The 23,730-nt window shown below is 48.7% G+C and carries 18 protein-coding genes; 6 read left to right on the top strand and 12 right to left on the bottom strand.

Translation table 11 applies throughout. From position 1 onward, the window contains the following. Positions 1-11 precede the first annotated feature (11 nt). From QFZ51_RS12580 to QFZ51_RS12570, 3 genes are read left to right on the top strand one after another with little or no spacing between them, the layout of a single operon-like run. A complete protein-coding gene (locus QFZ51_RS12580) occupies positions 12-1,346 on the top strand; it encodes a RagB/SusD family nutrient uptake outer membrane protein (protein WP_429046268.1) in 1,335 nt (444 codons plus the stop codon). Positions 1,347-1,374: 28 nt separating this feature from the next. Next, on the top strand, positions 1,375-2,607 hold the full coding sequence (locus QFZ51_RS12575; protein ID WP_429046266.1) for a TlpA family protein disulfide reductase: 1,233 nt from the start codon (positions 1,375-1,377) through the stop codon (positions 2,605-2,607). A gap of 16 nt (positions 2,608-2,623) precedes the next feature. Continuing rightward, entirely contained in the window at positions 2,624-3,799 is a 1,176-nt protein-coding gene (locus tag QFZ51_RS12570; RefSeq protein ID WP_429046265.1) for a redoxin family protein, read from the top strand. Positions 3,800-3,853: 54 nt separating this feature from the next. On the opposite strand, the gene QFZ51_RS12565 is transcribed toward QFZ51_RS12570, so the two are convergent. Genes QFZ51_RS12565 through QFZ51_RS12555 form a run of 3 tightly spaced genes read right to left on the bottom strand, consistent with a single transcriptional unit; the run spans position 3,854 to position 6,481 of the window. Beyond that, positions 3,854-4,945, bottom strand: coding sequence for a hypothetical protein (locus QFZ51_RS12565; protein ID WP_429046263.1), 1,092 nt, complete (start codon positions 4,943-4,945; stop codon positions 3,854-3,856). Next, positions 4,908-5,873, bottom strand: coding sequence for a FecR family protein (locus QFZ51_RS12560; RefSeq protein WP_429046261.1), 966 nt, complete (start codon positions 5,871-5,873; stop codon positions 4,908-4,910). The genes QFZ51_RS12565 and QFZ51_RS12560 overlap by 38 nt, the downstream gene beginning before the upstream one ends. Continuing rightward, complete coding sequence (locus QFZ51_RS12555; RefSeq protein WP_429046259.1) at positions 5,873-6,481, bottom strand: RNA polymerase sigma-70 factor; 609 nt, start codon at positions 6,479-6,481, stop codon at positions 5,873-5,875. Before QFZ51_RS12555 ends, QFZ51_RS12560 begins: the two co-directional genes overlap by 1 nt. Positions 6,482-6,571: 90 nt before the next feature. Here QFZ51_RS12555 and QFZ51_RS12550 point away from each other — a divergent pair, with 90 nt between their 5' ends. Beyond that, positions 6,572-7,801, top strand: coding sequence for a cytochrome-c peroxidase (locus QFZ51_RS12550; protein WP_429046258.1), 1,230 nt, complete (start codon positions 6,572-6,574; stop codon positions 7,799-7,801). 589 nt (positions 7,802-8,390) lie between these two features. Continuing rightward, positions 8,391-8,591: a hypothetical protein gene (locus QFZ51_RS12545; RefSeq protein ID WP_429046256.1), complete on the top strand. Its 201-nt coding sequence runs from the start codon at positions 8,391-8,393 to the stop codon at positions 8,589-8,591. A 7-nt stretch (positions 8,592-8,598) separates the two neighbouring features. Here QFZ51_RS12545 and QFZ51_RS12540 read toward each other — a convergent pair whose 3' ends face one another. From QFZ51_RS12540 to QFZ51_RS12515, 6 genes are all read right to left on the bottom strand, one after another. Continuing rightward, positions 8,599-10,608 (bottom strand): hypothetical protein, encoded by a 2,010-nt coding sequence (locus QFZ51_RS12540; protein ID WP_429046254.1) that lies wholly within the window; start codon positions 10,606-10,608, stop codon positions 8,599-8,601. 84 nt (positions 10,609-10,692) lie between these two features. Continuing rightward, the gene (locus QFZ51_RS12535; protein WP_429046253.1) at positions 10,693-11,820 is read right to left on the bottom strand and encodes a family 20 glycosylhydrolase; all 1,128 of its coding nucleotides are present in this window, start codon (positions 11,818-11,820) and stop codon (positions 10,693-10,695) included. 59 nt (positions 11,821-11,879) lie between these two features. Beyond that, positions 11,880-13,163, bottom strand: coding sequence for an IPT/TIG domain-containing protein (locus QFZ51_RS12530; RefSeq protein WP_429046251.1), 1,284 nt, complete (start codon positions 13,161-13,163; stop codon positions 11,880-11,882). 30 nt (positions 13,164-13,193) lie between these two features. Next, positions 13,194-14,846: a RagB/SusD family nutrient uptake outer membrane protein gene (locus tag QFZ51_RS12525; protein WP_429046249.1), complete on the bottom strand. Its 1,653-nt coding sequence runs from the start codon at positions 14,844-14,846 to the stop codon at positions 13,194-13,196. A gap of 22 nt (positions 14,847-14,868) precedes the next feature. Continuing rightward, positions 14,869-18,129 (bottom strand): SusC/RagA family TonB-linked outer membrane protein, encoded by a 3,261-nt coding sequence (locus tag QFZ51_RS12520; protein WP_429046247.1) that lies wholly within the window; start codon positions 18,127-18,129, stop codon positions 14,869-14,871. Between the two features lie 265 nt (positions 18,130-18,394). Then, positions 18,395-19,411: a FecR family protein gene (locus QFZ51_RS12515; RefSeq protein WP_429046245.1), complete on the bottom strand. Its 1,017-nt coding sequence runs from the start codon at positions 19,409-19,411 to the stop codon at positions 18,395-18,397. A 161-nt stretch (positions 19,412-19,572) separates the two neighbouring features. Here QFZ51_RS12515 and QFZ51_RS12510 point away from each other — a divergent pair, with 161 nt between their 5' ends. Then, the gene (locus QFZ51_RS12510; RefSeq protein ID WP_429046243.1) at positions 19,573-20,151 is read left to right on the top strand and encodes an RNA polymerase sigma factor; all 579 of its coding nucleotides are present in this window, start codon (positions 19,573-19,575) and stop codon (positions 20,149-20,151) included. A gap of 34 nt (positions 20,152-20,185) precedes the next feature. Here the strand turns inward: QFZ51_RS12510 and QFZ51_RS12505 are convergent, their stop codons facing one another. The 3 genes from QFZ51_RS12505 to QFZ51_RS12495 form a co-directional block, all read right to left on the bottom strand. Next, positions 20,186-21,058 carry an EamA family transporter gene (locus tag QFZ51_RS12505; protein ID WP_429046242.1) on the bottom strand — a complete coding sequence of 291 codons (873 nt, stop codon included), beginning with the start codon at positions 21,056-21,058 and terminating at the stop codon, positions 20,186-20,188. A 323-nt stretch (positions 21,059-21,381) separates the two neighbouring features. Beyond that, the gene (locus tag QFZ51_RS12500) at positions 21,382-22,317 is read right to left on the bottom strand and encodes an NADP-dependent oxidoreductase (RefSeq protein ID WP_429046241.1); all 936 of its coding nucleotides are present in this window, start codon (positions 22,315-22,317) and stop codon (positions 21,382-21,384) included. Between the two features lie 177 nt (positions 22,318-22,494). Continuing rightward, positions 22,495-23,724 (bottom strand): PepSY-associated TM helix domain-containing protein, encoded by a 1,230-nt coding sequence (locus QFZ51_RS12495; protein ID WP_429046239.1) that lies wholly within the window; start codon positions 23,722-23,724, stop codon positions 22,495-22,497. Positions 23,725-23,730 lie beyond the last annotated feature (6 nt).

Raw genomic sequence — 23,730 nt, 5'->3', positions numbered from 1 at the left:
TCTGGCATCACATGAAAAAACATATTTTATTATATTTTACCGCTATAGCCGCCATCAGTTTTTCTGCCTGCAGTAAGCAACTGGACGAGGTTACGCCTGATACGAAGATCGGCTTTTCACAACTCAGTAAAAACAACCTGCCGCTGGTGATCAACGGCGCCAAGCTGGCGCTCACCAACAACGGTTCCTTTTATCTTTATTATGCGTTCCAGGATATTATGAGCGACGACTTTCAATCGCTCACCTTCCCCACATACGACAACAATAACATCGCGCCCAATGATAATTCGTTGCCTGTAGCGTACCGGCAGCCTTACCAGTGTATTGCCAATGCCAACATGGTAATTCAATACGCCAGCGGGTTTCCTGGCGACAGTACCATCAGTGCTGCGCTGGGAGAAGCGTACCTGTTACGTGCCTTCTCCTATATGCTGCTCTCTGAATGCTTTGGTGACGCTGCTATCATAAAAGGCGGGGAAGATCCCAAAAGCCGGCCGGCGCGCAGCCCGCTCACAGCAGTCAACCAGCTGATTGAAGCAGACCTGAAAGCAGCTGTTACGCTGCTGGCAGACTACACCAGCCCGGCAGCCGGTTCCAAACAGGCTGCGCAGCTGCTCCTGTCGAGGTTATACCTGAAGCAGGGGCGTAATGATGACGCGCTGACCCTGGCAACAGCGGTGATCAGCTCCGGGAAGTTCAGCCTGCAATCTAACTATACCGATATCTTCAAATCGCAGGTGAACAGTGCAGAAGCCGTGTATAAAATCAATGAAACCAGCACCAATACCTTCTATGGATTGCCTGCAGTGTTTGGTCCCGGTACTTACAACGGCGTGAATATGTCTGGTTCCGGCAACACCTGGGTCGACAGTAACCTTGTTAAATCCTATGAGCCGGCAGATGTGCGCAGAACTTGTTTCCTGCGTACCAAAGGCGCCGCTATCATAGACTCTGTATACTTTCTCACCAAGTTTCCTGCAGAAATTACGCCTTCGTATGTGGTTTGCCGTTATAGCGAAGCATTATTGATTGTAGCAGAAGCCAATGCACGGAAAGGCGTAACAGATGTAAGCATGTATAACCAGCTGCGTACGGCCCGTAAAGCCAGCACTGTTAGCAGCAGCGATTTCAGCAGTCCGGCCGCATTCCTTGCGGTGATAGAACAGGAACGCCGCAGAGAATTCATTGGCGAACGTTTAAGGTGGAGTGATATGCGCCGTTTTGGTAAAATGGATAGCTGGCTGCAGTCGTTCGGGCAACCCATAACGCATGCTTTGATGCCGCTGCCTTCCAGGGAATTTTTCATCAATCCTGACCTGGCGCAGAATGCAGATTACAGTAAATAAAATATTAAAATAATAAATTAAACAAACAATGATGAAGAAAGCAATTTTCAAGATTTGTGTAGCGGTGCTGGCCATACCCGCAGCATTACAGGCGCAACAGAACAAGTTAGTTAAATCGGTTACGGTAAAAGGCACCGTTGAATTTACCGATCCCAAACAGGCGGTCAATAAAGTATTTTTGTCGAAAGATAACTTCAAAGGAAAACCTGTGGTAGTAGATTCCTGTGAAGTAGGCAAAGACAATTCCTTTTCTTTTAAAATTAAACAGGACCACCAGGGCATTTATATTATCAATGCGATGAACTGGGACCGTGCCACCTTCTGGAGCGATGCCGATGTAACGGTACATATGAGAGGGTATGATACTGCCAGGTATAAGGTGAAGATTCCGCACTACAATTATGTGGCAGGATCTTACGACAATAACTTTGTGAACCTCCGCGAGCTGAACAACGAGCTGAATTACCGCAGGATGATAGATGAATACAACATGGAGTATTATGCCAAGAAAGCCACCGATACTACCTGGTACGCCTATATGAGGGACCATCAGAAATATAACCCGATGGGCGAGGATTATAAAATCCGCGAAGAGGTGCTTACCAAAGCGTATGCCGACCGCCCGGTGATGGTATATGCCATCCGTGGTATGGCGGGCACACAGGCAGGTGCACAATACGACAATGCCATGAAAATGCTGGAGGTGCTGATAGCGCGTTATCCGTGGTTAACAGAAGCAAAGCTGCTGAAGGAAACGATTATCACCAACAAAGCACAGGCCATGCGGTTGAAAGCAGGGCAGCCTATGCCATCTGTGAAGTACCCTGATGCCAATGGGTCGCTGGCCGGACTGGAAAAATACAAGGGTAAATACCTGTTGGTTGACTTCTGGGCAAGCTGGTGCGGCCCTTGCAGGCAGGCCATCCCAAAGGTAAAAGAGCTGTATGAAAGTTACAAGGCAAAAGGCTTTGAGGTAGTAAGCATTTCCATCGACACTGATAAAAATGCCTGGGAAAAGGCAATGAAAGAGGAAGCTATGCCATGGGAACAATTGCTGAGTGATAACAAGGATAAGACCATGGAACAATTCCAGTTTTCCGGCATCCCTACTATGTACCTGGTGGATACCGAAGGAAAAATTATGGAGCGTTTCACCGGCTACAGTGAAGACGCAGAAAAGAAAATAAAGGAGAGCCTGGCAAAAGGCACCAAAGCCGTTCCTGCAAAACAGGCGGCCTCTGTTCCAATGTCCAGTTTCTAAACATCATACACCAACCATGAATAAAAACACATTGATAATGGCCGGCAGCATGCTGCTGGCCGCTTTTCTCCCGGCAACCGCACAAAAGAAATACAAGATAACTGCCCATATCAAAGGCCAGGACGACTATCGTCTGAGCCTGTCGTATGTAACCGCCAGCGGGCATATGGCAGATACGGTAATTGCCCGCAATGGCGACCAGTTCATCTTTTCAGGGCAGGTACAGGAGCCTGTAGTGGGTACTTTTTTGTCGCGCCACCCTGCTTCAAAATTTGAAATGGTGAAAGGCGGTATGTTTATGCCCGCGCCTAACCTGGAAATCCTTCTCACGGAAAATACGGATGTAACCATTACCGGTGATGCCACCGAACTTTACAAAGCAGTAGTGAAGGGCGACAAAGCCAATGAAGAACTGAATGCGCTCCGGCAAAGAGAAATGCCGCTGGTATCAAAAGTATGGGAGCTGAGGAAGAAGTCGGCCGCCATGCGCAAACCGGAAGACAGCACCGCCAGGAAAGCCATGACAACAGAAATGGCCGCCGCCAATGAACAGCTCACGGTTATGCGTAAACAGTTTGTGGCAATGCATCCCAAGTCTTTCGTAAGCGTTATGCTGCTGGTAAGGTTGCAGGGCGACTACGATGCAGTAGCCTATGAGCAGGCGTACAACAAGTTAAGCGACACTTATAAAAATACTTATTTAGGCAGGTACCTGGGCTCCCGGATATCCGGCGCCAAAGCTACCAGCGAGGGCGCCGCGGCTATTAACTTCACCAAAAAAGATAATTACGGTCAGCCGTTTACGTTATCCTCCCTTAAAGGGAAATATGTATTACTTGATTTCTGGGGAAGCTGGTGTGGTCCCTGCCGGGCGAGTCACCCGCACCTGAAGGAAGTATACGCAAAGTATAAAGATAAAGGATTAGAAATAGTGGGCGTTGCAGATGAAAAAGCCAACAACCTGGAAGATGCAAAAAAGGCATGGTTAAAAGCTATCAGTGATGATGGCATCGGCTGGATACAGGTACTTAACAACTACGAAAAGGCGTCTGCCGATTTAGCGATGGCATACGGTATCACCGGGTTTCCCACTAAAATACTGCTGGATAAGGACGGGAAAGTATTATTCAAACTTGTTGGAAGCGGCGGGGATGAATTGGATCAAAAGTTGAAAGCGGTGTTAGGTAATTGAGGAAGGAAGCCGGCTTATTACATGGAGCCGGCTTCTTTTTTATGTTTAATGCAATCATCTTAAGAAACTGTAGAAAATGCCTACCCGGAAACCGATCCATAATTTATTACTGCGGCTTGCATCCGGAGAGAAATTATTGCTGATGGTATAAGGTGGTTTAAAATACTTTACATTAGCGAGTGCCTCACTCTCCTGCTTTCCCAGGGCACGTGGTTTTCCTTCTGTGTAATAGGTTGTTTGCAGGCTATTCAGCGCCACCCCAAACTGAAGCCGCCAATGATCGCCTATTTGTTTTTCCCCTGCCAGGGATAACTTACGTAGCTGTGCTTTCACTGTTTTTTGCAGGAATGCCAGCGAGTCATAGTTCGCTTCCATCCTTCCTGTAGTACCCTGCAGATGTAAACGCCAGTTGTCTGATAAACGTATAGAAGTACCTGCGCCATACCGGAGCATAGAGAAAGAAAAGTTAGTGCTCCAGGAACCGACGAGGTAAAGGAATGGTACTCCTACATGGATGGTTGGATTTACATAAAAAGATTCGTCTGCTACCATCCCTGCGGCGGCATAGGGTTTTAATGCGAATGCCGATTCGCTTCTTTTAGCGCCGGCAGGTGGTGCAGTTATCAGTGGCCTGAAATAGCCGGTATTCTTTTTTATGGTGTCCGGCGCGGGAAATATAACACCTGCCTGTTTGGTAGTCACCGGGGAAACAGGGATGATGACAAAACGGGCAGGTGGTATTACGCGTTCCCGTTTTATCACTACAGGAGCTTTTTTTGTAACAATAAGCGGTGGTGCATCTACAAAAATAATATGACCTCCCAGCACACGGTAATCAATACCGGTATGTTCACGCAGCTCTGTGAGCAACCTTAACAAAGATTGCGTTCCTTTTTTTACATGCACGGTCCTGGAGGTTGGAAACTTCCGTGTGTTCACGGAAAACCGGATGCCTACCTGTTTGCTGACGAGGGTCAGCAAAGCATCCAGGCGCATATCTGCAACGGGAATGGTTACTTCTTCCTGTAACTTCACGGTGGCTTCCTGAGCAAAAACGGTGGCTGTTAAGAGGGTTAACCCTGCCGCTATAAAAAATTTCGATAGCAGACTAATTACATCCTGCCCCACTGATATATATCCTGTCATGCTCAAATCTACATTGTACATTCAACGTAACTGAAATCACTTCAAATACGTATTGTATTGGTTTATTCTCAAAGGCACTGCTCATGGTGCAGTTCTCCAGGCGTTTATCTTCCAGGATCACTTTAATGTTGTATGCCTTTTCCAGTTGAGTGACAATTTCTTTCAACGACGCATTTTCAAAATTAAAGATCCTGGTGGCATATCCCGTTTTATTGGGATTAAAGGCGCCTGTGATGCTGAAACGCTGGGAGATGGTGTTGTACTCCAGCTGTTGTGCTGCTTTTGCTATTATAGCGGTATCTCCCTTGCTGACCAGTACAGCGCCGCTGGTAACCGCTACTTCAATCACGGCTGCCAGTTCACGGACATTAAAGGCAGTGCCTAATACTTTAATGCGCAGGTCCCCCACTGATACTATAAACGGTTTTAACGGATCAGAAGTTACATTGAACCAGGCTTCCCCGGTTAATTGAATGAACCTTGTTTTATCTGCGAGGCCCGGGTTATACTTGATAACCGAATGGCTGTTCACTACTGCCAGGGAGTGGTCCGGCAGGGTATCGCGGTAAATGCCGGTGGTGGTTTGCCTGATCACCAAAGGAGCAACTGCAGGTGATGGCCGCCATATAAAGTAAAGGGTAGCGGCGCCTATCAGCACCAATATGACTGCTGCCATACGCCAGGCGTTCCTTTGCAGTTTATGCCCCACTGCCTTTTGTTTGATTTCATGCAGCAGGAGCGCTTTATCCGGCAGCTGGTGATGCGGGTTGTTCCCGGCTGCGTCCCAGGCTGCTGCTGCTTCGTTGTATAATTTGCGGTGATCCGGGTGCTGCGTGATCCAGTCATCCACGGCCATCGCCTCTTCCGGGGAGGCTTCCCCGGAAAAGTATTTCCCTAATAACCCGTATAACAGCTCCCCGTTGCTCATTATGGTTGTAATAAAAGTAAAATAAATACAGCGATCGTGATGTCCGACAGTTCCGCTCGAAGGATCCGTAAAGCCTTTCCTATCTGGGCTTCTACGGTTTTTACAGAAAGGTCCATTTCTGCCGCAATATCTGCATACTTCTTTCCTTCAAACCTGCTTTTGGTGAAGATCAGCTTACATTGTGGCGGTAATTTTCCGATGCATGCCATGATCCGTTGCTGCGTTTCCTTGCTGACCAGGGCATTCCTGAATTCGCCGGCAGGATGATTGTTGGTTGTTGCGTAATGATCTTTTATTTTTTTATGTCTTTTTATATTAAGACAATAATGGTAGATGGCCGTATACAAATAGGATTTCACCGACTGCTGCCCGTCTATTGTTGTCCTTTTCTCCCATAACTTCAGGAAAACCACCTGTACTGCATCTTTGGCCTCATCATTATCTTTTAGTATAGTGAAGGCATAGCGGTGCAAACCTTCAAAATACGTTTGAAAGTATGTTTCTATCTGCCTGTACAGGTCATCTGCCTTGCCAATATGTGCGTTCAATACAAAACCGGTTACCGTGATTGAAGTGATCGTTCCCTGGTAATACACTTCAGCTTTCAAATCCCCCTATCTGTTTCAAAAAATAATTTTTTAATGGTTCCAGGTAAGGGTAAAAATGAATTAAAGTGTATTAGCCCAAATATCTGTACCATGACGAAAACCATCAGCAAAAGAAATCTCATCTGCCTGATAGCCGGGACAGCCCTTGTTATTTTAAATTCGGTTTCCTGTAAAAAGGAGAACAACGGCGCCAACCCCGCTCCCATACCCAATGAGCCGAACCCGGAGCCTGGCGGAAATGATCCTGGCGCTCCTAACCTGCCCGGTACACTTTACGACTATGTGAGCACCCGCAACAATATGCCTCCTTACATGCAGGCATTTATGAATGCCAATCCTACCCTGGACAATACACCTGTTGGCAATCCTATTACCAATGCAGGAGCTACCCTGGGCAGGGTATTATTTTATGACAAGTCGCTGTCGGTGAATAATACCCGGTCGTGTGGTTCCTGTCACCACCAGGACAAAGCCTTTACCGACGGCGTAGCCACATCCGAAGGATTTGAAGGGAATTTAACCCGGCGTAACAGCATGCCGGTGGTGAATCTCCGCTTCTTCCGGTCGGCCACCATGTTCTGGGACATGCGGGCCAAAGATATTGAAACGCAAACGCTGATGCCTGTCCTGGATCATATAGAAATGGGAATACCTTCCCTCGCTGCTCTTGAAACGAAATTAACAGGGATAAGTTACTACCCGGCACTATTTAAAGCTGCTTTCGGAAGCGAAGTGGTTACCTCCGATAAAATAGCCAAAGCAATATCGCAGTTCCTGCGGAGCATTGTATCCTTCAATTCCAGGTATGATCAGGGAGTAGCCATGCAATTCAGCAACTTCAGCGCCTCAGAAAAAAATGGCATGCGGCTGATGCAGGCGGATTTCTGCACCGAATGTCATAGCGACTTCTCCACCGCCGGGGTGGGAAAAAACGCCTCGTATCTCATTGTGGACAACACCGGGGTGAATACCGGGTTTGGCTCCAACAACGGGCTGGAAAGTAACTACACCGACAAAGGTATTGGTGAGATTACCCACAAACCCGCCGATCAGGGTACCTTTAAAATTCCAAGCCTGCGGAATGTGGAGCTGACTGCCCCGTACATGCACGATGGCCGCTTTGCCACACTCGAAGATGCGATAGAACACTATTCTACCGGGATCAAACAAAATCCAAATATCGGTATACAGTTTTCGGGAATACAAAGCGGGGGTTTGGTGTTTTCCGCGAAAGACAAAAACGATATTATTGCTTTTCTTAAAACACTGACTGATCAGTCGCTGGTAACGGAGCCGAAGTATGCGGACCCGTTTAAATGAGATGGAGAGGGCGTTTCATTGAGTGTGAAACGCCTTTTTTTTTAAAAAATATGTTAAACCTATATTACTATTTATGTCTTTGTAGTGTACAATTAATGTTATTCTCCTTCTAAAAAATCTATACGTTTGACTAATGATCAGAATAAACTTTGAAGATACATTTGAGCGATAGAAGTTGCCACTGATTTAACGGATATAAAATTCTATTCCAGACTAAAGAACGGAAAATTGATTTTACTAAAAATAGAAATCAGACCTCTGACCGATCCGTTATTGCCAAATGTTTTCAACCTGGCCTTTGGTCCTTTAAATGAAGAAGGAAAAATTAACGACGAGATTAAGGTTAATCACTCAAATATCGGCAAATGTTCTCGACGGTCTTATTGTTTGCCTTAAGCTTTCTGCGGAAAAATAATTCATCGACCATTGGCGTAGATGGATCTAATGATATACGTGCATATTTGTATCACAGGATGTTTCTAACCAATAAAAATTATCTCTGCGACGTTATTATAACAATTGGAGTAGATTGGTATGTAGGATTCATTTAAACAACTGATTATTCAATAAAAAACCATAATTTCGACATATGACGAAGAATATCCAACAAAAATTAGATAAAATCATTCAGTTTGCAGCAAGCTCCGGCAAGGCTGTCAGGCCGGTTGAGGATACGTCCACGCAACGTTTAAGCAACGATAGCCTTTCCATGTCTATCAGAAATAAAAAGGAAGCTGATTTATTTCTCGCAGAATTAAACGCTGTCATAAAAACCGCCCGCTATAAATAACCTGGAATCACTTCCCCGGCTTCAGCTCCAGCACTTTCACCTGGAATGGCGCCAGTTCAAGTATAATCGTTTTCTCACTATCCATCTCTTCTTCTTTTACATCTTCTGTAACATTCAAAACAGCAAACCTGGTATGATAGCCAACCGGCAATTCCAGCACTTCTTTTAGATTGAAAGTAATTCTTTTTGTTCCGGGAGATGGGTTCCTCCATGTTAAGATGCCTTCCTGTTGGTTCCATGCGGCAAAGCCATACACCTCCTGTTTGCCGGGGTCACCGCCCATCCAGTGTGCATCGGATAATACATCCCGGTGCTTTTCGGACCAGCGCATGGCTTTGGCCAATACATTCCAGCTGTTGCCGCTCATCAGGTGCGGATTGATATACAGTTCCTGCATGCCGGTGCCGGTGCCAAAAAACTCCCAGATATCTTCCGCAATGCCTTTATCGTCGTTGGTAAAACCTGCGCCCACGCCATTTTCATTATTGATTACCACGCCGTGATACATCATAGCGTTGAGCGGATATAATTTTGCGCGTTGTACTACATTTTTATATACTTCCGCATCGCGGTAGTTGATCCATTGCTGCCTTTTGGTGCCGGCGCCCAGTACATCCATATCGCCGCCGGCGCGCCAGATGGCGTCGCCATAATTGAGCCAGTAAGGAGAGGGCCAGGTGCCTACCGTTAAATTAAAGAAGAGGTCGGGTTTTATTTTGCGCAGATCGGTGATGACGCGTAAAAATGCTTCCACATCTTTAGCGTACTTCTCTCCTGCCCCGCTGGCGCCATTACCAGCGCCTACGCCGTCGAATTTAAAGCTCACCACACCCTGGTCTTTCACAAAACCGGTGGTTAGTTTTTTAAAGTAGCGGAAGTAATTTTTATCCGCCAGGCTAAGGCCATTTTCATTGGGCGTAAAGGGAAGGCCGAGCGTTTTAATGCTGGCAAGGCGACTGATCTTTTCCTGGTCGTAGCCGCCCCAGGGAGACACCCATACGCCCATGGCAGCATGATATTTAGCCGCCAGTGCTTCCATATTCTTAAACCCGTTGGGCAGGTGCCTGCTGAAATACCAGAGTTTATTGTAATCATCCCAGCCGCTATCCCAAAGGAAAGCGCTGATCTTTGCTTTGCGTTTTACGACGAGGCTGTCGCCAAACATGCGGATACGGTCCATTGCGTTGGCTTCGGTAATTTCCCGGCCGTCGTAACCTGCATCGTACCAGGAGTTGTAATGTGGAAAAGGACGATAAGGTACCGCGCGCACTTTTTCCAGGTAGTAAAGGAAACCGCGACGGAGCTGTGTTTCCGGGGTAACGCCCCAGGCTGTGCTCACCTCAAACCCGTTGCCGGAGCGCAGCGTGGCAGATGCCGCCACGCTGCTTTGAATACCTTTATCTGTTACACGTCCCTGTGCCATCGGGTGTTCCAGCGCAAAGAAACTGTTGCCGGCTATAACGGGCGAACCGTCCACAGTGCCGGAAAGCTGCGGCTGATAGGCCGATGGAACATTTACCAGTAACAGATCGTCCACAGCCGACGAAGGATCGGTGATATGGAAATGCTGCTGAATGAAGTTACAGTCGTTGTGCAACGTGATCCGCCAGATCACCTGAATATTCTTTACAGTATTTACCAATGTAAAGCTGAGCTGCTTACCGGGCAGGCGCGCTATCAACCGTACTGCGGTTGGTGAAGCAGTGATGTTACCGGCGTCTTTTGTGCTTACCTGGAAATCAGCGGCGGTTAATACGGTTCCATCTTTCAATTTTAATTCAAACAAACTATGTTGCGGAAAAGAGAATGCTTTAGCACGCAGCTTATCCGTAAACGTTACCTGTTGCAGGTGGTTCTTCAACACGTTTATTTTTACTTCCAGTATATTATTCCCCAGTGTATTGGCAGCGGGTTGCACCACTGCCACGGCGGGCGTTTTGCCAGCGTAATATACCTGGGCAGATAACGCCAGCCGGGATAGCAATAAGATGGCAATAAAAACGGATCTTCTTTTCATGGCTTGTGCTGTTGAACGGAGGATAATGTTAGGCGATTTCACCCGGCTTTTCCAGCACAAACGATTGCGTGAAATAGCAGTATGCTACATCTTTTCTTTTTTCCGGATCTCTGCAAACAATGCTTTAAAGGTATCTGCATTATCCTGTGTTGGTTTGCGCACACCTTTTCGGTTGTAGTAGGCATCAATAAATTCTTTTGTATTTACCCACATGGTTTCGAATACGCCGGGCATCCGTTCAGATAACGTATAGGAAAAATCTGCCCGCAGCGCATTTTTCCGGGCGGCATATACCTGTTCCAGTTGTGCCAGCGCCACGTCTTTTTTTCCGCAGGCGGAAGGCAATACATGAAATCCTTTGATGGCAAAGTAAGCCGGGGTGGGCGGTGCATCTTCATATTTCCAGTCGCAGATCATGATATCTTTCGGGATCAGGTCTATAGCCCTGGCGGTATTGTTCATACTGGCCTGCCATCCGAGCAGGTTGGTTTCTTTTCCGTCTATCAGGCGGTCGCTCCACATCCACAGCTGGCAATTTTTTTCTTTGAGATGCTGATGCAAGGCGTTTACATAGCCTGCAAACAGTTCGGCTTTGTCGCGGCCCCCGCAGCGGGGGCACTTATCATAGCCTAGGATCCACACCTCATCAAGTCCCACGTGAAGCGCATCGGCGCCGCATACATCGATGAGTTCATCCATCAGGGGGAAAATGATCTTGAACAGGTCGGGGTGCAGCGGGCATAGGCTTTTGCTGTAGAAGTCGAACATACCGCCGTTTTTCCAGGGCACCGGCGGATTATAGTCCGGTGATTCGTCGAGCTGCGGGTAATTTTTCAGCAACGGTCCCATTTCTGTTTGTTCCGACTGGTGGGCCAGCAGGTTCATGGTAGGGATAAAGCGGATACCGGCTTCCTTGCAGGCGGCTACAATCTGTTTGAGGTCTGTTTCCGAAATCGCGTTGCGCTCGGCGAGTTCGGGATGCGATTTAAACTGGTATGCATATTCAATCCGTAACGCCAGTGTGTTTACCCCTTCTGCCTTCAAGGCTTCTTTGATAAAGCGGCACAGCAGCGGCACATCCTGGGGAGCTGGCACGCTGAGCAGCAGCCCTTTTACAGGCAATACGTTCCATTTGAAATCTTTTGGTGTTTGCGACATGGCAGTTGCAGGCAACAGCCATAGGGCTATATAAAACAGGACTTGTTTGAACATTACTGAACATTTAATTATCTGAGAAAAGTGGCGGCCCGAAAACGGGCCGCCACTGCTACTTATTCTGCCGTTACTTTGCGGATACGGTTATTGTTGCGGTCGAGCACATACACTACGCCGTCTTTGTCAACTGCCACGCCGGTAGGTGCGTTGAACAGCGCTGCTGCGCCGGCGCCATCCGCAAATCCTGCGGTGCTGCCGCCTATATAGGTGCTTACTTCCCAGGCGTTAGCAGTGATGAAGCGGATGCATTGGTTGCTGTTAACAGAAGATCCGTCGGCACTGCCGTTACCGGCTACGAACAGGTTGTTGGCTTTGTCCACGATAATACTCCAGGGATTTTCAAAACGTGCAGCGGTACCGGTACCATTTACCAGGCCGGTTTGATTTTCCGCGCCGGCGATGATAGTGGGCGCCCAGTTACCTGCAGCAAACTTTTTGATCACGGAGTTTCCATTCTCTGTTACAAATAAATTCCCTTTGTCATCTACCGCTACATCAGCGGGTCTGTTTAGCCCGGTGATGATGGGTGTAACGCTGCTGCCATCAGGCGTTACCTGATAAATGCTGCCAGGGCTGCCGTTGTTGGCGTAGTACAGGGTGCCGTTGCGTTTATCGATGCCAATTCCCCAGGCTTCGCCCCAGCAAATGCGGGAGGTGGTACCATCGGGTGTGATTTTGCGGATGGTCCATGCGGAAGGATCGGATACGAATACATTCCCGCTGTTATCGGTTACAATATCAAAGGGAAGATAGAACTGTGCGGCGGGGCCTTTGCCTTCCACATAGCCGGAAGTGCCGCTGCCGGCGAGTGTGGTGACGGCGCCATCGGGTGCAATTTTTCTCACGCGTAAGTTGCCTGCATCGGCTACATATACGTTTCCGTTATCGTCTACATCGAGGCCGCAGCGTTTATCAAAATTAAAAGCGGCGTTTGTGCCTTTGCCATCGGAGTAGCCTGCCGCGCCGTTGCCTGCCAGGGTGGTTACTTTATAGGAAGATAAATACTGGAAGTCTTTGGGAGCGGTGCCTGCTTTGCCGTTAATGGTTACGACTACTTTACCGCTGCCAGCTTTTTCCGGGATTACTACCAGGATATGATCGCTGATAATGCCGGTGATAAGGGCTTTTTTGCCATTCACCGTAACGGTCACCCCATTGGTATCTTTACTGAAATTGGTTCCATAGATCAGCACTTCCGTGCCGGCGGCGCCGGTTTCCGGTGTAAATTTATCCACTACCACCGGTGCGTTGTTATCGTGTTCGAAATCGTTGTCTTTGTTACAGGCAGCGGCTGTAAACAACAGCCATACTGCCAGTAAGCGGTATATTATCGTTTTCATTCTTTTAAATTTAGGGAGATGTAGAACGCTTTACCAGCCTTTATTCTGCGTAAACTCAGGATTCTGGCTGCTTACCTTATCCATTTCACTTTGCGGAATGGGAAGCCAGTAATTTTTACCCGGATCGAACACCCTTTTTTCTATTATGGGGTAGCGGTAGGAAACATTGCCGGTGCCGCTAACGGCTACGCCGTGTACTTCTTTATTATCCACCTGTTCAGCGGTTTTCCAGCGGCGCACATCCCAGAAGCGATGATCTTCCAATGCCAGTTCTATTCTTCTTTCATGCCGGATCTTTTCGCGCAGCGTTTCTTTGGTTCCACCGCTGACACCCGGCATACCGGCCCTGGTGCGGATTGCATTGAGGGCATTGTATACTTCTGTTGCGGGGCCTGCGGCTTCATTTTGTGCCTCCGCGTAGTTGAGATAAAGTTCCGCGGTTCTGATGAGTACCCATTTGCGGTCGCTGCCACCGGTGCCTGCGAACAGGTCGACCGAAGGGAGGAGATATTTCCGTGGCCAGTAGTTGGTGGCAATCTGGCCGGAACGCGGTGCATCGGCCCCGTTCGGATCCAGCACCTTTCCTTTCCAGGAACAGCCGGGATACAGGATGGTAGCATAAAAGCGGGGATCCCTCCCATCGTAAGGACGTTGCGCGCTGTAGCCGGAAGCGGGATCTTTAATGGAAAGGCCGGTGGTTTTCATTTCGTAATCATCTACCAGTTCCTGCAGCGGCGTAATGTTGCCGTAGCCGTTGGCGCTGCGGGGATTCATTTCCCGGTCAATACCACCATCGCCGAAAGCGCCGGGCGCGGGGCGGCTCCAGATCACTTCACGGTTGAAGTATTGGGTGAAGATATCGCCGTAGCTGTCGTACAGCGTGTAACCGTTGGCGATAGCAGTGTCCAGTGCGGCCTTGCAGGCGGTTGCGGCAGCCTGCCAGCGGGCGGCATTGTTGCCTGCATTGTAGAGCGGGCTGGCGTAAAACAGCCGTACGCGGCCTTCCAGCGCCAGTGCAATCATTTTGGAGGCACGGCCCCAGTTGGAAGGGCGATCGTTGTAAGCCACCGGCAACAAAGTGCCGGCTTCCTGCAGGTCGTTGAGGATGCTGGCAGTTACTTCATCGATGCTGTTGCGTTTGTAGTAAATGCCTGTTGGATCATCAAACGGATTTTTTTCCGACAGCAGCAGTGGTACGCCGCCCCAGGCGCGCATCAGTTCAAAATAGTAGAAGGCGCGCAGGGTGAGCACTTCTCCTTTAAGGCGGCTACGGCGTTGCGGATAGTTAGGATCCTGGGGCACGAGGTCGTACTGCGCAAGGAACTTATTACACGAACGGATCTTGCCATAATAGTCGGCCCAGGAGCTCTGCATCGGGAAGTTGGCAGGGCTCATGGAGCCGGTGTTGAAATTGCCGGCATCGGGATAAGAAGCGGAATTATCGCTGGCCTGGTTGGTTTCGTCGGTGGCACTGCTGAGCGGCCATGCCGACCCGGGCTTAAAAATATTGGGTAAGCTTTGGTAGATAGTATTCACAAACTTTTCGGCGTTTTCAATATTTGAAAACACTTCTTTTTCAGTGATCAGATCACTGGGCTTCCTGTCCAGGTAATTCTTACCGCAGGCAGTAACACACATGATCAGTACTGCTGCTATCCCTGTTTTAACGAAGAACGTATTCATGATTTTAATTTATCACAGGTGATTAAAGATTGATGGTGATGCCGGCATTATATACGCGCATAATCGGATAAGGCTGCCAGCCCCAGCGGCCGCCGGTATTGGATTCCGGATCTATCCCCAGTTCCTTCACATTATCCCAGCTGATGAGGTTCATACCATTCACATAGATGCGTGCGCTTTTAATTTTTACCTTTTTCAGGAGGTGCGCCGGCAGGCGGTATCCTATCTCAGCATTCTTTAATTTAACATAGTCGGTGTTCCTGATCCAGTAAGTAGAACTGACCGAGTTATTGGCCATATTACTTTCCGATAAGTGTAAAACAGGATAGGTGGCTTTGTCGGCGTTTTCCGGCGTCCACCTGTTCAGGTGCATGGGCCGGTAGCTTTCGCGGAAGTTGCCGGTGAGCTGCGAAGAGTAGATCTGGCGTCCGCCGCCTGCGCCCTGGAACAGCACACTTACATCCAGGCCTTTATAGTCGATGCCGAAGGTGGCCCCGAAATAACTGGTGGGTACATTCATCATGGGCAGCATGATCCTGTCGGCTTCATTGATCACGCCATCTTTATTGATGTCGGTGTACTTGATGTCGCCGGGGATGAGTGGTGAAAAAGTTTGCTGCGGGCTTTTATTGATTTCATCCTGGTTGCGGAACAGTCCTTCTGCCACGTAGCCGAGATCGTACCCGATAGGATGGCCTACTGCGCTCTGGTAAGGATATGCCAGTTTGGGTTCATCCATCTCCAGTATTTTATTTTTTACATACTGGTAATTCAATTTTGAAAAGACGCCTACTGCGCCGATGTTGGAATTTACATTCAGTTCTGCTTCCACACCTTTATTGCGGATACGGCCCATATTACGGTTCAGTGATGCGGTGATACCGAGATAAGCAGGGATGGTGCCGGCGTAGGTAAGGATATCTTTACGCAGTTCATTAAAAATATCTACCGAAAACTTCACTTTATCTTTCAGAAATCCTGTTTCAATACCGAGGTTTGTTTTGGCTGCTTTCTCCCAGGTGATGGCGGTGTTGCCCACCCTGTTTTCATAATAGCCGCCGGCGCCGGTGCCCACGCTGCCAAAAGTAAAGCCATCGCCGCGGGCGTAATCAGATACATATAACCAGCGGTCGCCGCCTACCTGGTCGTTACCCACATAACCGTGTGAGAAACGCATTTTCAGGTAACTGAACAACGACTGGCCGCTCATGAATTGTTCATTACTCAGCACCCAGGCTGCAGAAAGCGCCGGGAAAAATCCGTACCGTTTACCGGGAGGAAAGTTCTCGGAGCCATTGTAACCGGCGTTGAATTCGAGGTAGTAGCGGGTAGCGTAATTGTAAGCAATCCTGCCTACAAAGCCTTCGTATACCCGTGGGAGGTTGCCCGACTGGGAGCGGTAATTGCGGTTGAACAGGAGCAAGCCTCCGAGTGAGTGTTTACCAAAATCGCGGTCGTACATCACTTTCAGATCGTAGTAGTAATATCTTTCGCCGCTGGAATAACCGGAGCGCTGTAAACTGGTGGCCTTACGGTGCTGGGTATACGTACCATCTGCACCGGGCACTGATTTGTAACGGTAGGAATCAAAGTCCTGGTCCAGTGCAAAGTTGATATCGCCATAGTTCTCGAAAGTAAAGAGTCCTTTTACTTTCAGTCCGGGTGTGATAAAGTCCAGTTTTCGGGTGAGTGCCACACTGCCGTTGGTGCTATGCCAATAGGCATCGATATAACCGTTGCGGGTAAGTACGCCATACAGGTTGTAGAAATCTTCCCGCATGGTACCGGAGGCGATAGAGCCATCGGGGTTAAACACCGGTGTAAGGCGGTTGGTCATCTGCGACAGCAGTACCCAGAAAAATTCATTATTGCCACGGTCCGCAGAAGGACTGGTACGGTTTTCCAGGCGGGAGGCCAGGTCTACCTGCAGGTCGGTATTTTTATCGAGGGTGATATCCACGTTGGAGCGGAAATTAAAGCGGTCGTATTTGTATTTGATGCCGTAGATATTTTCATTGGCGTGGTTGTATACCGGCTCCTGGCGCAGGTAAGAACCCGATACAAAATATTTCACAAATTTGGAACCACCACCGATATTGATGTTCACTGTTTTCTGCGGGGAATAGTCCCGGATGATTTCCTTGTACCAGTCGGTATTTGGATAGTCATAAGGTTTCAGTCCTGTTTTATAATATTCCAGTTCCTGGTCGGTGAATACCGCCGGCATGCCATCATTTTTGGCGGCTTCATTTTCCAGCAGGCCGGATTGGTAAGAATCGAGGAAGCGGGGAAAATTGGTAGGCTGCTGCAAGGCATACTGCATGTTCACCTGGATGTTGGGCGGGCCGTCTTTACCGCGTTTGGTGGTCACCAGCACGATACCGTTGGCGCCCTGTATACCGTATAATGCAGTAGAGGAAGCGTCTTTCAGGATAGAAACGGATTCTATTTCGTTGGGGTCCAGCTGACCGATATTGGCATCGCCGCGGGGCAGGCCATCTATTACCACGAGCGGGTTGGTGGCGCCGGTGGTGCTGATCCCACGGATAAACAGCTGTGAGTCGTCGCTGCCGGGGCGGCCGGAGTGCTGCGCCGTGATGAGGCCGGGTAATCTTCCGGCCAGTGCGTTCGATAGGTTGGCTACCGGGCTTTGTTTCAGTTCTTTTGTTTGTATGCTGGACACAGCGCCGGTGATGCTTTGCCGTGTTTGTTTTTGTCCGTATCCCAGTACCACTACTTCATTCAAACCTGCATCGGAAGATTTCAGTGTTATGACGGCCAGCTGCGCGTTGCCTTTCACGGCGATTTCCCTTGTTTCAAATCCCAGGTAGGAGATGATGAGGACGCCGTTTTCCGGGACGGTTATTTTAAAGTTGCCGTCAACATCGGTGGTGGTACCACGACTGGTCCCTTTCAGCTGGATGCTTACGCCGGGCAGCTCGGGGCCATTTTCCGCCGTTACCTTACCGGTTACCGTGATATCGGCCGTACTTTCCGAGATGGCTACCAGTCCGCCTTCCAGCATTTTATACCGTAAATTTTTCGCCAGCACTTTATCCAGGATCTCCGGCAGGGTGGCTTCTTTGAAGTTGACATCTACCTTTTCATCTTTCGGAAAAGTTTTGTAGTTGTACAGAAACCGGTAGTCACTTTTCGTTTCCACCCACTCCAGCAGCTTATGCAGGGCAATTTGCCGGCTGTTGAGCGTGAATTTGCTTTGCGAATACACTTCGGCGCGCACCTGTAAAATTGAAGCAGTAATAAGGATGAGACAAAGCTTCATACACAAGAATATTTTTCTCACTGAATAGTTGGAAAGGGCTGTTTTTGAACACAGCTTTTTTTTCATACATTTGAAATTGAACGTTAGACATTAGAAACAACGGGCATCCCGCACGGATTACGTTGTTTCGTACCATGTTTGGCTTTAGGGGAAGTGTTGCCGCACTTCCCTTTTTTTTATGGGCGGAAGGAGTGGTTATACAGGTTCGGTGGGAACCGGGAATATTTTTCTCATCGTGTTACTGTTTGTTTTATGATCTGGTTGATTAATGATGTATAAAGATGGTATCTCCCTTTATAGTGAAATTAAAATCGGCAGTGACCTGTAATGCTTTGAGCGCTTCTGTAACGGATTCTTTCTTGAACGTGCCTTTGAAGCGGTAGTCTGCCGGGAAGGTATCTGTTAAGATAATTTTACGGTTGTACCAGCGGCTCATTAAGATGGCCAGTTCCGGGAAGGATTTGTCTTTGAATTCCAGGCGGTCGTCCATCCATACCAGTTCGCTTACCTTTTTGCTGGTCACATTTGGCGTTATTGTTTCCAAAATGGCCAGTACGCTGCCCCAGTCGAGAATACGGCCATTTGTTACCGGCGTCGTTTTACCCTTCTTCCTGATGGTGAGTTTTTCACCGGGCGCCAGTACCAGCTTTTTATCCGGATGCCCGCTAAGGCTTACTGCCACGCGGCCGTCTACCAGCGTGGTTTCCATGCTTTCATCGGTTTGGTAGGCTTTTACGTTAAAGCGGGTGCCCAGTACCTGCACGTCCACGCCCGACGTATGAATGGTGAAGGGGCGTGTTTCCTTTGGCTTTACTTCAAAAAAGGCCTCTCCTTTCAGGTATACTTCCCTGCTGCTGTTGCCGATGTTAGCCGGATAGGTAAGGTGACTGCTTACATTGAGCCATACCTGCGTGCCATCTTCCAGTTGTATTTTTTTGCGGATGCCGTCTTTTGTATCTGCCGACAGCTGCCTGTTAACGCGGGGAAGCAGCGTCCAGATGCCGGCGCCGGCCACCAGGAACAGTATGGCTGCGGCGATACGCCATCCCCGTTGTTTGAGCGGGTGGATTTTTGCGCGTGGCGGCTCCACCCATTCCCCTTCCTGTTTCAGCCTGCCGGTAATGTCGTGGTACATCTGCAGCAGATCGGGCTGCGGATCGCTGCCAGGCGCTTTTGCGGACTGGTATGTTTCATACCAGGCTTCCAGGGCATTCCGTTCCTCTTCAGTACCCCTGCCCTGCAGGTATTTTTCCAGTAATCCTATCAGTTGTTGATCACTCATTATTTTGGTTGTCTGCAGTATAGACACAGCAGTGAAAGGCTACCCTACCCCCTGGTAGAAATTTATTTTTTCGGGGCGTTTTATGTGGTGCGTCCTTTTTTTTATATCTTATGCTTTTTAAGGGCAGCCGGCAATCATGTGATCCGGCTTAAGTGGTAAGCATGACGGAGTATATTGCATTACAGGATGAAGCTTTACTGGCACTACTGGCGAACAATGATAATAAGGCTTTTGAAGTCTTATACCAGCGCCATGCAGCGGAACTGTATCAACATGCATACAAGAAATTCCCGGCGCCTCATCTGCTGGAAGATATGATCCAGGAAATTTTTATCTCCCTGTATAAAAAACGCGCTACCCTTACCGGCATTAAAAACGCCAAAGCATACCTGCATGGCGCACTGCGCAACAGAATCCTGAATGAACTGCGGAATTCGCTGCTGCATGAGCAGCACCACCAACAACTTCCCGTAACTACTACCGCCGAAACAGATAATACCTACGATCTGAAATTACTGGAACAGCGGTTTGCGCTGGCGCTGGATAAATTAACGGAGCGCAGCCGGGAAATATTCCTGCTGAGCCGCCGGGATCATTTGTCCAATAAAGAAATCGCGCTGCGTTTGGGCATCTCTGTTAAGGCAGTGGAAAAGCACATGGGAAAATCGTTGCAGGTAATGCGCGGGGAGTTTAAAGACTATGGCCTGGTAATAGTGCTTTCAGCGATCTTCTACCAGTAAAAAAAGAACCGGGCAAGATGCCCGGTCTCCTCTTCTATTTGCGGAAATAACGCGCATTCAGCAGCAGCATTGATAACAACATGAGCGCAACTCCTGCCCATTGCAGGCCGTTCACCGGTTCCAGCAGGATGAAATGCGAGCACACAATGGCCACCGGCAACTCGGCGGTCATGATCACCGCGCTGATCCCTGCCCCTACCTTGGGGATTCCTTTGGCAAACAGCAACGGCGGAATAATGGTTCCAAAAAGCGACAGGAACAGCGCCCATTTCAGCAGACCCGTATCGAAGTGGGTACTGGCCAACAGTTGCGGTGCGTTTACCAGGAAAATACATAGCGTGGAGCCAGTGATGATGACCGCACTTTTCTTACCGGTATCCAGCGATTTGCCTACGCGGCTGTTGGCAATGATATACACGGCATATAAAAAAGCAGATGCGCCGGCATACAACAATCCTTTTACAGACAAGCCGGAAAGGCTGCCACCGGCCAACCCACTGCCCAGCCAGGTGCCCACCAGGATCAGTATGGTGGTGATAAGCTGTAATAAGGAAGGTATCTTTTTAAACAGCAATGCTTCCATCAACAAACCTATCCAGGTAAATTGCATCAGGATTACGATAGCTACCGATGCCGGTATATAGGCTACCGACACATAATATACGAAACTGGTAAGGCCAATACCGCCGCCTGTCAACAGCAGCCAGGCCCAATCACCTGGCTTCACCCGGTGGCGTTGCCGCCGGGTAAGGAGATACAGGATCCACAAAACGATCATGCCTGTGCAGGCCTGTGTAACGGATATTTCCGCGGCTGTATAGCCTTCGCGGTAGGCTAATTTTACAAAAGTAGAAAGGATGCCGAAGCTGCATGCGCCGGCAAAAACCATTAATATATACCTGGTCATTATTTTCGGTTGTGTAATAAAAAAGGGAGAATATGGGTACACGAAAATAACCAGGTCAATAAACAGACTTAGTGCATATAAATGACGAACTGATTCCTGTAACAGGAATAGCTAAAAGCCGTAGTAGTGCTGGTTATTTTGCGGACAAAACAACAACAGCTGGCGGAGGTGTGCTTGAATAAATACGGTGCATTTGTGCTTGATTATGGGTAACAAGATAGAAATATTTCTTTACATCTCTCTAAAAAAAATCAGCAGCGCCGGCGGCCGGGCTACCGCCTGTTTAAACTGCGCTGCTGTTATTATGGAATCGTTACTAACGGTTAAACCCGTACGATAATTTTACCTACTGTTCTGCCGGTTTCTATCTGGAGATGCGCCTGCTTCATTTCCTCCAAAGAGAAAGTTTTGGAGACGATGGACCTGAGCAGGCCCTGTTCCATCAAAGCAGCGATACTAGCCATTTCTGCCCCGTTGGAAGCCACCAGGATGAAGAAACCGGTGAGGCCTTTTGCTTCCGCCTTGGCGGTTACCGCTTCCCGGAAACCGGAAGGAATGCTGATGATAGTAGCGCCGCGCTTCATTACTTCGAGCGACTGATCAATGGTATCGCCGCCGATGGTGTCAAGAACGAAATCGACATCTGATACATGATCTATTAAGGGCTGGGTGTGATAATCGATATGCTCATCCGCTCCCAATCCGAGGATCACCTCCCTGTTAGCCGCCGAAGAAGTACCGATGACATACGCGCCGAGATGTTTGGCCAGTTGCACTGCATAGTGTCCTACGCCGCCTGCCGCTGCATGGATCAGCACTTTATGCCCGGGTCTTATGCTGGCGTGATCTATCAGCGCCTGCCAGGCGGTGAGCGCCGCCAGGGTGGCTGCAGCCGCTTCATCGTGAGAGATATTTGCCGGCTTCAACGCCAGGTGCGCGGCCGGCGCGGCTACATACTCCGCGTATGCGCGGCCGTGACCAGGGAAGTTGACCATTCCGAATACGTCATCGTTTTCTTTGAACAACGGTGAGTTGGAAGCGACTACCACGCCGGAAATATCCCAGCCAAGGATCAGCGGGTTTTCCTCTTTCAGGAGGTTGTACCTGCCTTTGCCGGCACGGGTTTTAACATCCACCGGGTTAATGCTGATGGCCTTTACTTTTACCAGTACTTCGGCCTCTCCCGGTACCGGCACCGGCAAGTCTGTGAGTACTAAGTTATCTACGCTTCCTGCACTATTTAAAACAATTGCTTTCATGGTCCGTTGTTTTATAAGCGCAAATTTATACCGATAATCTCTTTATTCACTTGTACATTATTCCTTTAATTCTGTACATTTAAAAGAAAGCCGGTGTATGTACACCCGATAAAAAAAGGACATCAACTGAATGACGCCCTTTCTTCTCTGAATCTATGTAATTGGGAAATAGTTATTTTATACTGCTGCTGTTTGCGCCTTTCTTTTCACCGGCGCCGGCGTTTTCTTTTTCCGGCCTTTACCCCACCAGATAATAAACCCCGTGATAGGTAGTGTAGCGCCGATCAGGCTGGCGAAGAATGCCATGAACTTGCCCGGTAATCCCAGGATGCTGCCTACGTGGATATCGTAGTTCATGCGCCTGAGTTTAGCGCCAAATTCGGCTTCTGCAAAGGATTGCTCATATAATTTATTACCGGTAAGCGGTTCCAGTGTATGCTGATCAAATACGTAGCGCTGGTTATTATAATACTGTCCTTTTTCAGGATATACAATAACAGTAATAGACGCGGTGGCTTTGGAAGTATCCGGGAAGGCCATGTAAAAACCGGATGCCTCCGGGTGTTTGCCTATCGCTGTTTTCCAGGCAATATCCATTTTCTGGCCGAGGTTAATATCCTGTTTTTTGCCCGCCTGCAGGGAATCTGATTTCAATTCCCGGAATTCCGGCAATGTTTTTCCACCGGAGGTAGCCCAGTAGAGGCCTTTGCTCCACCATTCCAGTCCGTATACCATACCGGTAACGCATATAGCAAAAAGTACCAGCAGTGCGTAAAAGCCCAGTACATTGTGCAGGTCGTAGTTAATGCGTTTGAAGCTGGCGCCCCATTTTATTTTAAAGCTCTGGTTACGGGTACTTTTATTCCATCTTTTCGGCCACCATAACACCAGGCCGCTGATCAGGGTGATTACGCAGATCAAAGTGCTGTAGTTGACGATAGGGCGGCCGATCTTAACCGGCAGCCAGAGGAAACGGTGTCCGTTGAGTACCCATCTGAAAAAGTTCAGTTCCCCTTCTTTACGGTTTACTTTATTGATTACCGCGCCGGTATAGGGGTTCAGCTTCAGGGTGGAACCGCCTCTCCTTGCGCCGATATTGGCTTCTACGGCTTTGCCTTCTTTATACAGCACATAGCCTACGGTTTTGCCGGGATATTCTTTCGCGGCTACTTCCAGGATCTTTGAAGGAGCAATGAGTGGCTGCGATTGTACCGGGACATTTGCTTCCGGTTCCATCCAGCCGGTGATTTCCTCGTTGAACACGTAGATGCATCCGGTTACGCACACGATGACTACTACAATACCCGAAGCAATGCCCAGCCACAAATGCAGCCAGGCGGAGATGCGATAGAACAGCGACCGGGAATTTGCTTTTTTCCCGGCCGTTTTCTTTGAATTTGCATTCATATTTTT

The sequence above is a fragment of the Chitinophaga sp. W3I9 genome, assembly GCF_050434025.1.
GTDB lineage: Bacteria > Bacteroidota > Bacteroidia > Chitinophagales > Chitinophagaceae > Chitinophaga.
The sequence above is the reverse complement of the archived record's forward strand: the minus strand, read 5'-3'. Positions and strand labels throughout refer to the sequence as shown.